Annotated in this window: 12 protein-coding genes and 2 pseudogenes; 10 read left to right on the forward strand and 4 right to left on the reverse strand. The window is 68.9% G+C overall.

The annotated features are described in order from the left end of the window. The first annotated feature begins 12 nt into the window (after positions 1–12). From ABT008_RS22170 to ABT008_RS22190, 5 genes are all read left to right on the forward strand, one after another. Complete coding sequence (locus ABT008_RS22170; RefSeq protein ID WP_350698127.1) at positions 13–861, forward strand: DMT family transporter; 849 nt, start codon at positions 13–15, stop codon at positions 859–861. Positions 862–1079: 218 nt separating this feature from the next. Further along, positions 1080–1697 (forward strand): DedA family protein, encoded by a 618-nt coding sequence (locus tag ABT008_RS22175; RefSeq protein WP_350698128.1) that lies wholly within the window; start codon positions 1080–1082, stop codon positions 1695–1697. A gap of 83 nt (positions 1698–1780) precedes the next feature. Further along, on the forward strand, positions 1781–4330 hold the full coding sequence (gene mgtA, locus ABT008_RS22180) for a magnesium-translocating P-type ATPase (protein ID WP_350698129.1): 2550 nt from the start codon (positions 1781–1783) through the stop codon (positions 4328–4330). Between the two features lie 408 nt (positions 4331–4738). Next, on the forward strand, positions 4739–5179 hold the full coding sequence (locus tag ABT008_RS22185) for a hypothetical protein (protein WP_350698130.1): 441 nt from the start codon (positions 4739–4741) through the stop codon (positions 5177–5179). An 81-nt stretch (positions 5180–5260) separates the two neighbouring features. Continuing rightward, complete coding sequence (locus ABT008_RS22190; RefSeq protein ID WP_350698131.1) at positions 5261–5497, forward strand: transposase; 237 nt, start codon at positions 5261–5263, stop codon at positions 5495–5497. Between the two features lie 94 nt (positions 5498–5591). Here the strand turns inward: ABT008_RS22190 and ABT008_RS22195 are convergent, their stop codons facing one another. Continuing rightward, positions 5592–8321 carry a PIG-L family deacetylase gene (locus ABT008_RS22195; protein ID WP_350698132.1) on the reverse strand — a complete coding sequence of 910 codons (2730 nt, stop codon included), beginning with the start codon at positions 8319–8321 and terminating at the stop codon, positions 5592–5594. A gap of 496 nt (positions 8322–8817) precedes the next feature. Here ABT008_RS22195 and ABT008_RS22200 point away from each other — a divergent pair, with 496 nt between their 5' ends. From ABT008_RS22200 to ABT008_RS22210, 3 genes are all read left to right on the forward strand, one after another. Beyond that, positions 8818–9966: an ROK family transcriptional regulator gene (locus ABT008_RS22200; protein WP_350698133.1), complete on the forward strand. Its 1149-nt coding sequence runs from the start codon at positions 8818–8820 to the stop codon at positions 9964–9966. Between the two features lie 39 nt (positions 9967–10005). After that, positions 10006–10128: a hypothetical protein gene (locus ABT008_RS22205; RefSeq protein ID WP_350698134.1), complete on the forward strand. Its 123-nt coding sequence runs from the start codon at positions 10006–10008 to the stop codon at positions 10126–10128. Positions 10129–10499: 371 nt separating this feature from the next. Then, complete coding sequence (locus ABT008_RS22210) at positions 10500–10970, forward strand: DUF6924 domain-containing protein (protein ID WP_350698135.1); 471 nt, start codon at positions 10500–10502, stop codon at positions 10968–10970. Between the two features lie 134 nt (positions 10971–11104). On the opposite strand, the gene ABT008_RS22215 is transcribed toward ABT008_RS22210, so the two are convergent. After that, positions 11105–11437: a YciI family protein gene (locus tag ABT008_RS22215; protein WP_350698136.1), complete on the reverse strand. Its 333-nt coding sequence runs from the start codon at positions 11435–11437 to the stop codon at positions 11105–11107. Positions 11438–11614: 177 nt separating this feature from the next. On the opposite strand from ABT008_RS22215, the pseudogene ABT008_RS22220 reads away from it, so the two are divergent. Both ABT008_RS22220 and ABT008_RS22225 read left to right on the forward strand, forming a co-directional pair. Beyond that, positions 11615–11858, forward strand: a pseudogene (locus ABT008_RS22220) (hypothetical protein); the annotation flags it as partial. Between the two features lie 200 nt (positions 11859–12058). Beyond that, entirely contained in the window at positions 12059–13402 is a 1344-nt protein-coding gene (locus tag ABT008_RS22225; RefSeq protein ID WP_350698137.1) for a hypothetical protein, read from the forward strand. A gap of 18 nt (positions 13403–13420) precedes the next feature. Here the strand turns inward: ABT008_RS22225 and ABT008_RS22230 are convergent. Both ABT008_RS22230 and ABT008_RS22235 read right to left on the reverse strand, forming a co-directional pair. Beyond that, positions 13421–13762: pseudogene (locus ABT008_RS22230) on the reverse strand (DUF6183 family protein); the annotation flags it as partial. Positions 13763–13837: 75 nt separating this feature from the next. After that, entirely contained in the window at positions 13838–14653 is an 816-nt protein-coding gene (locus tag ABT008_RS22235) for a DUF3152 domain-containing protein (protein WP_350698138.1), read from the reverse strand. Positions 14654–14667: the final 14 nt, after the last annotated feature.

Raw genomic sequence — 14667 nt, forward strand, 5'->3', positions numbered from 1 at the left:
GCCGAACCCGCCATGATCGCTTTCGCGTTGGCCGCGGCGTTCAGTTTCGCGTTGTCCGCCGCGCTGCACCAGCGCGCCGCGACGCAACAGCCGCGCTACGGCGCGCTCGACCCACGGCTGCTCCTGCGGCTGGTCAGAAGCCGCCTGTGGCTGTCCGGCTGGATCCCGGACTCCGCCGGTGTCGTCTTTCAGGTCCTCGCGCTGCGGCTCGGCGCGCTCGCGGTCGTCCAACCCGTCATGGCCAGCGGCCTGTTCATGGCGGTGCTGATCGAGGCCGCCCTCCGTCGCAGCCGCGTCGCGTCGCGAGACCTGCTCGCGGTGGCGGTGGGCGTCACGGGTCTGACCGCGTTCCTCCTCCTCGCGGACACCCGCCCCGGGGTGTCCACTCCCCGCCCCGCAGCCTGGGCAGCCGTCGCTGCCTGTGCGACGGCGATCATCTCCGCGTGCGTCCTGGCCGCGCACCGCGTCAGCGGCGCCGCGCGCGGCGCGCTACTGGGCGTGGCCAGCGGCCTCGCATACAGCCTCGCGGCGGCGCTGGTCAAGGACCTCACCGGCGGCCACCACGGCACCCTCCTGACCACCGTGCTCAGCTGGCAGTCCGCGGCACTGGTGGTGATCGCCGCCATCGGGCTGCTGCTGAACCAGGCCGCGTTCCAGCACGGCCGCCTGGCCGCACCCCTGACCGCACTCACCCTCACCGACCCCGTCGCCAGTGTCATCGTGGGCACCACCATCCTCGGCGAGACACTCACCACCGATGTCATGCGCGGAATCGGCCTCGTCGTCGCCGCCGTCACGGTCGCCGTCGGCGTGTGGCTCGCCGCCGCGGCGACGCCGACTCCGCAGCGCCATCCTGGTTGACGCGGACGGTGCGGGCAGGTCGCGCCCGGTTGGCAGGGGACGGTGGTGGGCGAGCGGTCAGCGGTCGATGGCGCCCTGGCCCAGAGGCCGGCGAGGGCCAGGTAGCCGCCGACGGCGACCAGCCGCCAGAGGCCCGACGTGCTGCGCGCCCGAGACGGCTCCCAGGACAACGCCGAGCAACCCGACTTGATCAACACGTCTGGGGCGACAATCAGCGGATGAACAAGGTGGTGGCGGTACTCGCCGGGCTGCCACCGCTCCTCGTCCTGACACTGGTGTTCGTCCTGCCGGCCCTGGAGTCCTCGACCCTGCTCGGCCTGGTCGTGCCGGGCGAGACCGCGATCCTGATCGGCGGGCTGGTGGCCCACGGCGGCGCGTTGCCGCTATGGGCGGTGGTGGCCGCCGGGACCATCGGGGCGTGCCTCGGCGACCAGGCCGGGTACGCCCTGGGCCGACGGTACGGCCCGAGCGTGCTCGCTCACGTCCCCAGGGTGCTGCGCCGACGCGTCAACCTCGCGCGAGCCCGCCACGTGGTCGACCGTCGCGGGGCATGGGCGGTCGTCACCGGACGCTGGGTAGCGGTGCTGCGGACCGTGGTCCCTCTGATCGCCGGCACCGGTGGTATGCGCTGGCCGTTGTTCCTCCGGGCGAACCTGGTCGGCGGGCTGGTGTGGGCAACAGCCGTGGCAATGCTGGGTTACCTGGGCGCGGCCTCCTACCACTACCTCGAACGGGAGCTGGGCATCGGGGAGTGGGCGCTGCTTGCCCTGATCGGCGTCGGCGTGGCACTACGGGTGTGGTGGCGCAGGATCCGGCGGGCGCCGGCCGGCCACTGAAGAGCGCGGCCATTCGTCCGCGCGTAGTCGGGCATATCGGTAGCGTCACTCCCGCGAGGTGGCCGACGACCGCGGAGTGCGCAGTGGGGCGAGCAGAGGATGAGCGCACGGCGTTCTGGGCCGGTCCGCTGCAGGACGCCATGGCCGCCGTCGGGGCGTCCACGGCCGGGCTTACCGGTGACCGCGCTGCCGACCTGCTGCGCGAGCACGGACCCAACCGGGTCGACACAAGCGGCAAGCGGGGCTGGCGGCTTCTGCTGTCTCAGTTCACCAGCCCGATCATCCTGATCCTCATCGCCGCGACCGTGCTGTCGATGGCCGTCGGCGACCTGATCGACGGCACGATCATCCTGGCCATCGTCGCCGCCAGCGGCGGCCTCGGCTTTTGGCAGGAACACGCCGCCGGGCGGGCCGTCGACGCGTTACAGGCCCGCGTGCGCGTGGACACCGACGTGATCCGTGACGGGCGTGAGGTCTCCGTACCGGTCGAGGACGTCGTCGTCGGTGATCTCGTGGTGCTGCACGCCGGAGACGTCATCCCCGCCGACTGCCGGGTCGTGGAGGCCGAACGTCTGCAGGTCGACCAGGCGGTGCTCACCGGCGAGTCGTTCCCCGCCTCCAAGTCGAGCGACCCGTCGCCGTCGGACGCGGAGCTGACCGCCCGTGGCAACGCGCTGTGGATGGGCACGCACGTGGCCAGCGGCACCGCACGCGCGGTGGTGATGCGCACCGGCCGCGACAGCACCTTCGGCGCGGTGTCCCACCGGATCGCCGCCCGCCCCACCAACACCGGATTCCAGCGCGGGCTGACCCGCTTCGGACTGCTGCTGGTCCGGATCATGGTGGTACTGCTGGTCGGCATCTTCGTCGCCAACCTGCTGATGCACCGCCCGGTCATCGACTCCCTGCTGTTCTCCCTCGCCCTCGCCGTCGGGTTGACCCCACAGATGCTGCCGGCCATTGTCGCGGTCAGCCTCTCCGCCGGCGCCCGCGCGATGGCCGCGCACCGGGTCATCGTCAAACGCCTCGACGTCATCGAGGACTTCGGCGCCATGACCGTGCTCCTGACGGACAAGACCGGCACCCTCACCGCCGGAACGGTCACCCTCACCGGTTGTCTCTCCGCCGACGGCGAGCCGGACGCGGAGGTCGCCCGACTCGCCCGCCTCAACGCGGGCCTCCAGCAGGGATTCCCCAATCCCATCGACGCGGCGATCATGACAGGGCAGCCACCCACCGACCCGGTAGCCCGGATCTCCGAGGTGCCCTACGACTTCACCCGGCAACGCCAGTCCCTGCTGGTGCACGACCGCGACGGGCCGATCCTGGTCACCAAGGGCGCGCTGCGCGCGGTGCTCGACATCTGCACCAGCGCGCGGACCACCGACGGCCCGGTGCCGCTCGACGAGATTCGAGACCGCGTCCTGCAACGGTTCACCACGCTCAGCGATCAGGGAAGCCGGGTCCTCGCCCTCGCCGTGCGGCCCATGCCCGGGGCCACCGCAGCCACCGTCGCCGACGAACGGGAGATGACCCTCGTCGGGTTACTCGCCTTCCAGGACCCGCCCCGCGACGACGCCGCCGCCGCGATCCGCCGGCTCGCCGGCATGGGAATCGCGGTCCGACTGGTCACCGGGGACAACCGGCACGCCGCACGGCACGTCGCCGCCGACGTCGGACTCGCCGGTGAACCACTGCTCGGCGCCGAGATCGCCGCCTGCCCCGACGACCAGCTACCGGACCGGATCGCCGACGTCAGCGTGTTCGCCGAGGTGGACCCGTTGCAGAAGGAACGAATCCTGACCGCGCTACGGCGCCGTGGCGAAGTCGTCGGGTTCCTCGGCGACGGCATCAACGACGCTCCCGCGCTGCACTCCGCCGACGTCGGGATCTCCGTCGACACCGCCGTCGACGTCGCCAAACAAACCGCCGCGATCGTGCTGCTCGACAAGAACCTCGACGTGGTCGCCGACGGCATCCGCCTCGGCCGCCGCACCTTCACCAACACGTTGAAATACATCCGGGTCAACACCAGCGCATCCTTCGGCAACGTCGTCAGCATGAGCATCGCCACGCTCCTGCTGCCCTTCCTGCCGTTACTGCCCCGTCAGGTCCTGCTGCTCAACTTCCTCTCCGACATCCCCTACACCACCCTGTCCACCGACCACGCCGACCCCGAGCAACTCCAGCACCCCCGCACCGTCGACGTCCGCACCATCCGCAGGTTCATGCTGGTGTACGGCTCGATCAGCATCACCATGAACCTCCTCGTGCTCGCCGTCCTGCACTGGTGGTGGCACGTGCCCACCGACGTCTTCCGCACCGCCTGGTTCGTCCAGTTCACCGCCACCGAGATCATCGTGCTGATGGTGTTGCGCTCCAACCGAAGCGTCCTCCGTAGCCGCCCCTCCGCGCCGCTGGCCGGCACCGGGCTACTGCTCATCGCGGTCACCATCGCGCTGCCGTTCAGCCCACTCGCCGCGCCACTCGGGCTGTCCCCACTCCCACCGGTCGTGTTGGTGACCCTCGCCGTGCTCAGTGTCGCCAACGTCGCCGCCAACGAGACCGCCAAACACCTCGTCCCACCCGACCCGACCGGCTCGCCTCGAAGCCGCCGACATCACCGACCGTAAGCTACCGCTGCGCGGCGGAGCCGCCGCCGCTGTCCTACCCGACCGACCCAACCTGTTCGGCGAGGCAGTGCCAGTCACCGACGGTGAACGCGGCGGGCTGCTGCACGCGCTCGCTGCTGTTCCCGATCCAACCGATCCACAAGGCGTGCGGTACCCACTGACTCCGCTACGGGCGGTGGCGGTCCGAGGCTCCCGGCGGGGGCATCTTTCTTGGTCGATCGCTTGTCCTACCGGGAGCTTCACCTCACCCAGCCATCGGCACCCTCACCGCGCCTCCACCTGCACGAACCCGGTTGAAGAACGCTCACGGGACGCCCAGGCCGGAAGAGATTGGCCGGCGACGTACAATCGCGGTGAGGGCGAAGCGTCAGGCCGAGATTCCGGCACCGGTGTCAGGGAGGTGTCAGGATGTTCGGTTGGAAGAAGCTCAACGATCTGGTGGCGCAGCTCAGGCCCGACCTGAGTCGGGAATCGCTCGGCGTCGGGCCCGACTTCCCGGGTGTCGCCCCGAACCCGCTCCTGAGCAGAGATGCACGGAAGCGCAATGCGGAACTGCGTACGGGGGCGCTTGCGCTCGGCGTTCTCGTCGACTGGCGGGAGGTCAGCAGCGACGGCAGCCCACGCGTGGTCCTGATGTTCGACGTGGAGACCGCTGACGGCATCTCGTTCCGCGGTATCGCCGACGAAGACCTCACGATCACCGAGCTCACCCGACTCTCCCCGGGACAGACGTTGCCCGTGCGCTACCGGCCGGCCGTCATGGATCACTACGTCGCCCTTGCCCGGGACGCGGACCCCGCCCGTGTGCAGCAGCTCGCTGACGAGATCGCGAGCCGCAAGCGGACCTGACCGGAAGCCAATGGGTCTGCTGCACGGATAGGTGACATCTCAGTTAGCTCGCCCCCTGGGCGGGCTCGAAATAGTGTTGCTGTGCCCAAGCCCTACCTTTGGGAGTTCCGCGACAATGTCGTGCGGGTCGCTCGTGACCGGGACCCCGGCGGGTCGGTCGAGCAGATCGCGAAGGACTTCGGGGTCCACCCGATGGCATTGTTCAAGTGGCTACGTCAGGCCGACACCGATGACGGCGTCAAGCCCGGCGTGAGCGGCGGCGAGTCGGTCGAGCTGTGCGAGGCCCGTAAACGGATCAAGCTTCTGGCGTTGTGGTAGGCGGCTGCGGATTCGGGGTGGGACGCCGATGGGCCGGGCCGCAAGGCCCGGCCCATCGAGGTCGCGCGTCAGGTCGACGCGCTGACCTGTTCGGTCAGCTCAGCCGGTGAGCGAGGCCGGTGGTGGCGTCGCCGTGCTCGTACGAGACGAGCAGCGACGTGCCGGCCGGTAGGCGCCCGTTCAGCGGCAGGACAAGGGTGTGGCTCTTGCTCAGGGTGGCCGTGGTCTGTGCCAGCACCTGCTCCCCGTCCCAGATGAAGACCCGGGCGGTGCCGCGCTGCTTCACCTGGAGGTCCACCGAGACCTTCGAGGAGGTCCGGACGACCTTCTTGATCTTGACCGTGTTGCCCGGTAGCGCCGCGTAACCACCCGGCGCCACTCCGTCCGAGACGGACTGCAGGATCGTCTGCGGTGATTCGACGCTCAACGCCGCGGTGTCGGGCATGACCGGAGCCTTCGGCGCCGACGGCAGCGCCGGCAGACCCGGCAGGGTCGCGATGCCCCACCGCCACGGGTCGGCCCGCACGCCGCTCCAGGTCGACCAGCCGACCCGGGTCTGCGCGGTCAGGTCCTGCGTGTCCGAGTCGTTGACCAGGATGTTCAGGCCCATCCGCGCCGGGTCGACGGTGTCCGGCAGCACGTCGAACGGCACCTTGACCTCGATCCGGTAGCCGGTGTACGGGTTGCTGGTGACGACAGAGGCGATCTCGAGACCCGGTGCGGTCTCCGGGCCACCCTGGTGGTTGTCCCGCTCCCGGGCGAAGCACGGCGGGTTGCCGTTGGCCGGGTCGTCGGTCACCGGGAAGAGCGCCACGTTGAACACCGTGGAGGTGTTCGCCGAGTTGCCGCGCGGGTCGATACCGAACTCGATGTTGTCGTTGCGGCGCGGACGCTTGCAGTCCTCCGGGGGCAGCACGGTGCCGAGTACGTCGTCGGTGATGGTGAAGATGGCGTACAGGGCGTCGTCGGTGTAGGTGAGCTGCGCGGTGCCGGAGATGTCCTGCGGCGGTGCGTCGGTGCCCTCCCAGCGCGTGGAGATGTCGATGACCTCGCCGGTGTACTCGCCCGGTCCGGCCGTGCCGTCGACGGACGGCGCGGTGGTGGCCCTCGGGATCGTGGTGACCGGCACCAGGTTGAACGCCCCCGGCTCGGTGGCGCTGCCACCGTTGTAGCTGGTCTCGATCCGCACCCGGTACGCGCCGTTGTCCGGCGCCCGGTTGGCGGTCGGCAGCGAGGTGTCGGTGTTGGTGACCGTGAAGGTCACCGAACCGCGGGCGCCCGGCTGCAGCCCGGTGTACGGCAGCTGCTGCTCCGCCACCGAGAAGCCGGCCGGCACGTGCAGCTTGACGGTCCCGGACTGGACCTGGGTGCTGTGGTTGGTCAGGTCGACCCGGACGCTGCGGGTGGCGCCACTGGGGATGCTCAGCAGGGACTCGATGAGCGCGTTGAGCTGCTGATTCTTGTTGCGCACGGTCCACTCGCGGAAGTCGGCGATCTCCGGCAGCGGCTCAAGGGTGCCCCGGACCGGAGCGGTCGCCTGCACCCGCGCGCTGCTGGTGCCGCTGCCGTCCTTCCGGCTGGTCATCGTGGCCTCGATGCGGAACCGCGTACCCACCTCGAGCTGCGCGGGCGGGGTGACCGTGAAGCTCTTCACGACCTGCTTGCGCGGGGTGAGCGTGCCGACGTCGCCGTTGCCGCTCACCTTCCAGCCGGCCGGAACCTTCAGGGCGACCTTGGCGCCCGGGACGGCCCGCTCGGCGTACAGGACCGTGTCGACGCGGATGGGCTGTCCGGCGAGGACCTCCCAGTTCTGCGGCCGTACGTGGATCTCGGTGCCGAGCGGCAGCCCACCGGGGGCCCGCAGGGTGGCGCCCTGCAGTGCCCCGATGCCAGCCCCCACGTTGGGGTTCGGGTACGGGGTGCGGCTGTCGATCAGGTTCAGCCGGTTGCAGCCGATGCTGGCCGGGTCGGTCGTCGGGAAGGCGCTGTTGCCCCAGCCCTGCGACACGTACTCCCGGCGGGCGAAGGTCTGGACCGTGTTCCAGCGCTTGCCGTCGTGACGCGCCGATTCGTAGCCCTGCCAGGTGCCGAAGATGACGTCGCTGGACTCGGTCGGCGTGAAGGTGGTCTCGCAGGCGGGGCCGCTGCTGCCGGTGCCGCTGCCGCCGGTCTGGAAGATCCGGGAGACCCGCCAGGGCTTGAGCCCTTCCTTGGTGATCTGTTCTGGGAATGCCTTCGGGTCGGCCGCGGCGTAGAAGGCCTCCACGGCCAGCATGGCGGCCTTCTGGTGGTTGCCGTGGTTGCCCTGGGTGGCCGAGGGGTTCATCGTGAGGATGACCTCGGGCTTGGTGGTGCGCAGGACCCGCACGATCCGGGACAGGGTCTCCTCGTAGCCCCAGACCTCCTCGGTCAGGGGAGCGCTGGCGGTGTACCAGAAGTCGAGGGCGTCCAGGTTGTAGATGTGGTCGATACCGGACCAGGCCACCGCCCGCCGCTCCTCGGCCTCCCGCAGGATGCCGAGTGCAGGGCCTTCCTCGAGGCCGACGGCGTTCCCGCCGCCCTCGCCGCGGGTGGTGGTGATGACGCCGGCCTTCATCCCCTGGTACTCGTTCCAGTACCCGAGCATGCCGAGCTGGCTGGCCTCGTCGTCGGGGTGCGCGCCGATGAACATGATGTCCAGGTCGACCGGCTTGTCGGACTTCTTGGACGGGCTCTTCGAATTGGACGTGGGCGATGAGCCCTCGGAATGGGCCTGAACCGGACTGGCCAGGCCCAGCGACAGCAGACCGCACATGGCGATCGTCGCTGTGGTGCGCCATCTCATGGGCATACCTCTCCCTGTGGGGACGAGTACTGCGTCTAGGGCGGCTACCGGCGGGCCGAAGGTCGACAGACGCTTGACTCGCGCCGGGCCTCGATCGCGGACAGCTGTCCGCTGGAGACCGGAAACGGCCTCCGTGCGTCGTGGTGGCTAGACGGTGGTGGTGCGCGTGCCGTCGCGGACCGGACGGTACGCACGATGGGGATAGCGGCTGGTCCACCGTAGAGGTTGATCAACCGGAAGGCCTTCGGGCCGTAACGCTAGGGATGCGTCAGATACATAGTCAAGAGTTTCCAGGGACTTTCTTCCTTCTCTGAATAAACGATCGCGCTGGTGATGATGCCTGCGGCAGCCCAGCCACACGGGTCGATAAGCAAGTTTTGTCCGGCTTGAAACCTTCTGTTGCCGGGGTCGATGTCCGATGTGCCGGTCAGGCTGGCGTGCGTCGAGACAATTCCGTTACTTGACGCCACTCTTTCTTCTCAGTAGGAAGTAAGGCGTGTCCAAGGAAGCGCCGACCAGCCCGGTCAGCCGCGAACGCTCCCGGGAGATCAAACGCCTCTCGGTGATCGTGGCCGCCCGGCAGGCGCGACTGCTGTCCCGAGTGGACCTGGCCGAGACGACCGGCCTTTCCGCGGCCACGGTGACCGCCCTCGTGCGGGAACTCATCGCCGAGGGTTACCTCATCGAACGGGGGCCAGGCGCTTCCACCACCGGGCGTCCCCGGGAGATGCTCGCGTTCAACCCACGCGCCGAACTCGTCGCCGCGGTCTCACTCGAACCTCCACGAATCAGCTGCGAGATCGCCGACAGCGAAGGCGTCCTCATCGCGCACCGCACCGCGCGGCTCGGTGACGACGTGGTCGACACCATCTGCGCGTTCGTCCTCGAACTGGTCGGCAACAACCTGCCGGCGCTGCGCGGAATCGCGATCGCCGTGCCCGGAGTCTCCACAAACGGTGCGGTACGCCTCGCGCCATCGGTGGGACTGGTCGAGGCGTGGCCGATCGGCGAGTCGGTGCAGCGGCGGCTCGGCGTACCCGTCGTCGTCGACAACGACGTCAACCTCATGGCCGCCGGCGAGTGCGTTGCCGGCGCCGGCGCGGACGTCACCGACCTGCTGCTGATCCACGTGGCCGACGGCATCGGCGCGGGGCTCGTCCTCGACGGCAAGGTCCGCCGGGGCGCCAGCGGCGCGGCGGGCGAGGTCGGCTTCCTACCCCTGGACAGCGCACCGAGACGCAGTAACCGCGGTGTCGGCGAGTTCGAGGCCCAGTGGTCGGCGAACGCCATCGCGGAACGGGTGGTCGCCCTGCATCCGGGACACCGACCCGACTCGCCCGTACGGGAACTGATCCAGCTGGCCGCCGTATCCGAACCGGCCCGCGACTATCTCGACCAGGTCCTCGACGCCTGGACCCGGCTCATCCTCTCCTGCGCCTGCGTGGTCGATCCCGGGCTGGTGCTGCTCAGCGGTGCCGCCGCCGAGCTTGACGACGCGGGACTCGCACAGATACAGAGCCTCGTCTCCGCCGGAACCCCGGCTCCCACCCAGGTACGCCGAGCCACCCTCGGCGACCAGGCCGTGCTGCATGGAGCGATCAGCTACGCGCTGTCGGCCGCGCTTCCCCTGCCCGCGCTGCCCTGACTGGGAGCCTTCAACGCTCTCGAAGCCGGAAGGACGCTGGTGGCCTGTGCCGCGCAGATCACGACGGCCTACTTCGCGTTCGCGAGGAAGGATCCCGCGCAGTTCGAGGTCATGGTCGCAGCGGGCATCGACAAGTCCGCCCACCCGGAGTTGCTCGAGTAGACCTGGCGCGTGCAGGCAAGGCAGGAGGACGTGCTCGCCTGCACCTCCCGGCGACGGAGCTGCGCACGAAGGCGTCAGGAGCGTTGGCCTTCTCCGCGTTGTCGTCACCACACCCTGCGGACGGGTCACCGTCTGCGGTACAGCCCCTCGTGTCGAGGTACGGCCTGGAGTGCAGAGGGAGGTGCGGGCTGCGGGTATTCACACCGGTGCCGATTTCGGTCTACGCCTACGTCTCGCAGTCTCGCCTGGCGACGATCCTGAATCCGTGTCGTTGCGCGACGAGTGTTGCCGGACCCAGCCGTTCCCGCCGGGCACGGATCTACCCGATGAGGGTGCGTCGGATGTCGTCGGGTTGGGCTATCCTCGCCGGCGTGGATGATGGCATCTGGCACCAGGACTCCGACGCTTCCCTGGTTATCCGTACTGACTTCTCCCGTTCGCAGGAATGGGAAGAGATTCAGGTAGCGATCGCTGAACCGCAGACAAAGGAAGGGTTTACGGCGTTCGTTGCATTCGTCGATGACCGTGCCTTCGAGAACATCACGCCGCCACAACTGGTGGAGATGGTGCCCGAAGACAGCGATCACGTGGTCGCCTTCCTCGTCGACGCAGAGACGCTGACCCACCCGGACCGCCCGATCCTGGTGGTAAACCTCGACGACGACGCGGACGACATGGACGACATGGAGGAACAGGACGAGGGGCCTCAGCGCTGTGCCACGTTCCGAGTCGTGCCCTCAGAGATGTGGTCGGTTCAGAACAATCTCACGATCGCGAACATGGACTGGGAGGAGTTTGCCGACAACGTAGACGGCGACGGCATCTTCCGCGGCTTCAAGTAGCACCCAGTCTGGCGCCGGCCAGGGCGATACTCCAGCAGTTCTTGGTCGGTAGCGGCGCAGCAGCCCGCGATCGACGGTGGTTGCCCCTCATGTCAGGTGCGAGCTCAGCCAGGATCACCTTGCACGTGGGAGTATCAGCCGGGTGGCGGCGGACACTCGATGACTGCGATCGAGTTCCCGGCGAACAGCCCCAGGTGCGGATGTCCGGAGAAGATCTGAACTGCCTCATCGTGCGATTCGGCGTCCACGATGGTGTAGCCGGTCATGGCGTCGGTAAAGTCCTCGACTCCCTGCGCCGTGACCAGCTTCTTCGCGTTCAACGGAGCGCCGGGATCGATGAGAGCCTTCTCGTTGGCCTGCGCCCATGACGCCCAGGCGTGAATGAACTCAGTCTGCTGCTGTTCGCTGAGTTCGGCCTTGCCGACCTCATCAGCCGCACCGCTGAAGAGTGCGAGGAACCTACCCATCCCCGGATCGTACTGGCGGCACTGGCAGCCGGCTCATACCGCCACACCTTGAGCCTTTCCAACCTGCTCTGGCAGTTCAGGAGCGGTGTGCGTAGCCCGGTAATCGATGAGGGCAAGGCTCCAGGTAAGACAAAAATCGCCCAAGCCCGATGCCCTGACCGGGAGTGTCGCCTGTGCTGTCTATCCGCCGGACACGACATGATCGCCTTCGACTACCGAGACAGCGGGTCCGACGGCGAACCGCGAGGAGTCCACGCTGACCAGGAGTGGGACTACCAGGTGACAGTGCTGGCGCCGAACTTCGTGTCCTTATGCAAGCCTGCGGCCCGAGAGCGAGTACGACGAAGAGGATAGAAGCTCCGCCCGACGCATGCCGTTTCCGCCCTCTGAGCATGACGGGGACCACCACTCACCGGCATGACCAGCGCCGGCATCGTGCGATCGTGATGACGCCGCGTAGCGCGCTCGGCGGCACGAGAGTGACGACCTCGGACGTGAGGTCGACTACTTCGGCTTTTGCCGCCGGGCTGCCGTGTGGTTCACCGAGGACGAGGCCGTGGTGGAGTTGCCTGGTTCGTTGATGATGTGTGGGTGTATCTGCGCCGTCCAGTCGGCTCTCGCGTGTTCGCGGTGGTTGTTGCGGCGTTGCTGGTGGGATTCGGCGCCTATCTGGTAGACCTGCAGTTCACTGTCCACGGCTCGGTGTCCGGGCGGCTCTGCATCGGCGGAATCTCGCTGATCATCCTGCTTGTGGTGGTCAGCTTTCTCCGGTACGCGTTGCAGCGCTTTCAGGTTGATGTCGACCGGGACGGCTGGACGGTGCGGATCGGCCGGTACCGACGTGACCTGCGATGGGCCGAGATCTCAGCAGTGGTGATCAAGAACCGGGAGAACGATGGGCGGGGTCACCGCCGGCCAGTTCCCGCGCTCTACCTGGTGCCAGACCCGGGCGTCAGCCTGAACGCGCCGAGTGACCTGCGGGCCACCGTGGACGGGCGACCGGCGGTGCTGCTGTTCGACCTGACCGACCTGAAGATCGAGGAGAGGCAGTTCGTCCGCGACCTGACGAGCCTGGCCGGTGACCGCCTCGAGGTTCGGGACCACCGCCTCAACGCGATACTGCTGAGTGAGGACGCCCGACAACGGCGCAACGGCGGGAAAACTCTCCCCGCCTTCCCACCTGGCGCGCAGGGCGTGCGGACGCAGCGCTGGCTGAACCGGCGACGCTTCCTACTCTTCGTCGGCTGGTACCTGTTCGCCGTCGTCCCCACGCTGCTGCTCACCGGCCACACGGCCCAACTGCACGAACTGCTCGGCGCCGCGGTCGCGATCCTGGGCCTGCTCGCGGTCCTCGCCGCGTACGCCCAGTTCGTCACGCTGTTCAGCCATGCCACCGACCTCGTCGATACCGAGGTGACGATCGCCGGCACAGAACTCGTGCGGGTGATCGGCGACCGCACGGACCGTCACGACATGCACGGCGGCACAGTCGTGGTGCTGCCACCAGGGGCGAAACGCGGCTACGGCAAGGCATGGCTGCTCGGTTTCCCGCACGCCGTGGCGCTACTCAGCGATCCACGGACCGGACGGCTTCGCCACCACGACGACCTGCACGCCCTGTCGGCAGTGCTGCACCAGTCGCCACACGCCACAGACCGGGCCGCCGCCCGGGACATCGACTGCCTCGCCCTGCAGTCCCAGGTCGGCGACCCGACACAGCCAGACAACGCCGAGAACGCCCGCCTGTGGATGTCGCTGACCAAAGCCGGCCGCATCCTGGCCTGGGCCGTCGTCGTGGGCTCCGTCCTGCTCACCGGTGGCTGGATGCTGGAAAGCACCCACTACCTGGGCGGCGCGGTCATCCTCATCGGTGTGCCGCTGGCCACCTGGTGGGCGCTGTACGCGCTTTACCGGGTACTCGCGCTGCTCGGCGCGGCGTGGCAGGCGGCCCGGAGCAACCACTAACCAGCTTCGTGCTCTTGATCACGCTGGCGGAAATTGCACCCGCAACCACCCGCCATCTGCCCACGCCAGGAACGGCAGCCCACGAAGGCCCCGGTCCGGTGACACGACTGCCAGGCCGATGTCCCAAGCGATGTTGTCGAACCACGCGGTGGAGTCGGCGAACGAATACCACGAGCTGCGATGTGCCACGGCTTCGACGTCATCGGCCGGCGCGTCACGCGGGGCACCGACCAGTGCCACGACCGAGCGCCACGCGAGCAGCCTCCCGTACGCCCCGCACCCGCCACGGTGGTCGGAGCCCTCGGCCGAGTCCGCCGAGAACAACTGCTGCCACGCCTGGGTCGCCGTGCACGCGCCAGGGGGAGCGGTCTTGCCCTCGGCGCATTACAGGCCGACGCCTGTGAACGCCTCGCGGACCGCGCCCGACGGGAGGCCTCAGCCGCTGCGCATGCCCCGGTCTCGGGGCGGGATCCGATCGTTGTAGGCCCCCGACGGCCCGGAGTAGCGCCTGCCGTCGAGGTACGGCAGGCCGTTGGCCGTGCAGCCGTGCAACCCCAGTGTCTGCTGCTGCATCACCGGAGCCGGTCGGCCACGTCCCGGGCACAATTCGTGACCCATGCCGAGGCGGTGACCGACCTCGTGGTTGACCACGTACTGGCGGTAGCCGTCGATGTTCTTGCCGAAGCCGGGCGTTCCCTTGACCCACCGGGCCACGTTGAGGACGACCCGATCGCCGTTGCGGCAGGAGGTGTAGCCGTCTGGCGTGTCCTGGCACAACACGTCCCGGGTGACGGGGGTGGCCAGGTAGACGGTGAAGTCGGGCTGGCGGCCGGGGCCGACGCGGCGCAGCTGCCACCGCCCGCCGGCGGTCCAGCCCTGCGGGTGGGCGAGGGCATCGGTGACCTGGTCGGCAAACTCGGCAAGCGGAATGCCCTGGATGCCGCGTTCCATCGCGACCTGGTAGCGCAGCAGCTGCCCGGCGCCTCGCCGCCCCGAGGCCGGCTCACCGTGGGCGATGTCCCACGTGTTGTCGCCCCTCGCCGGATAGCTGACCGGCGCCGGGGGCGGTTGCGCGAGGGAATCGGCGGTCACCGCCGGTGCGGCAGTCACCGTCGGCCCGGGGGATTCGGCGGCCCGCGCGTCCGCGTCGGCGGTCGGGGCGCATCCGGCCAGCAGTACGGCGATCAGCGGTACGGCCAACGGCGGAAACGGAATCCGGGCGGTACGCACCCCGGTGTCGAACGAGCTCATGGTCCTCCGTCCAT

This window comes from Micromonospora sp. NPDC002389 (assembly GCF_040296095.1).
Lineage (GTDB): Bacteria > Actinomycetota > Actinomycetes > Mycobacteriales > Micromonosporaceae > Micromonospora.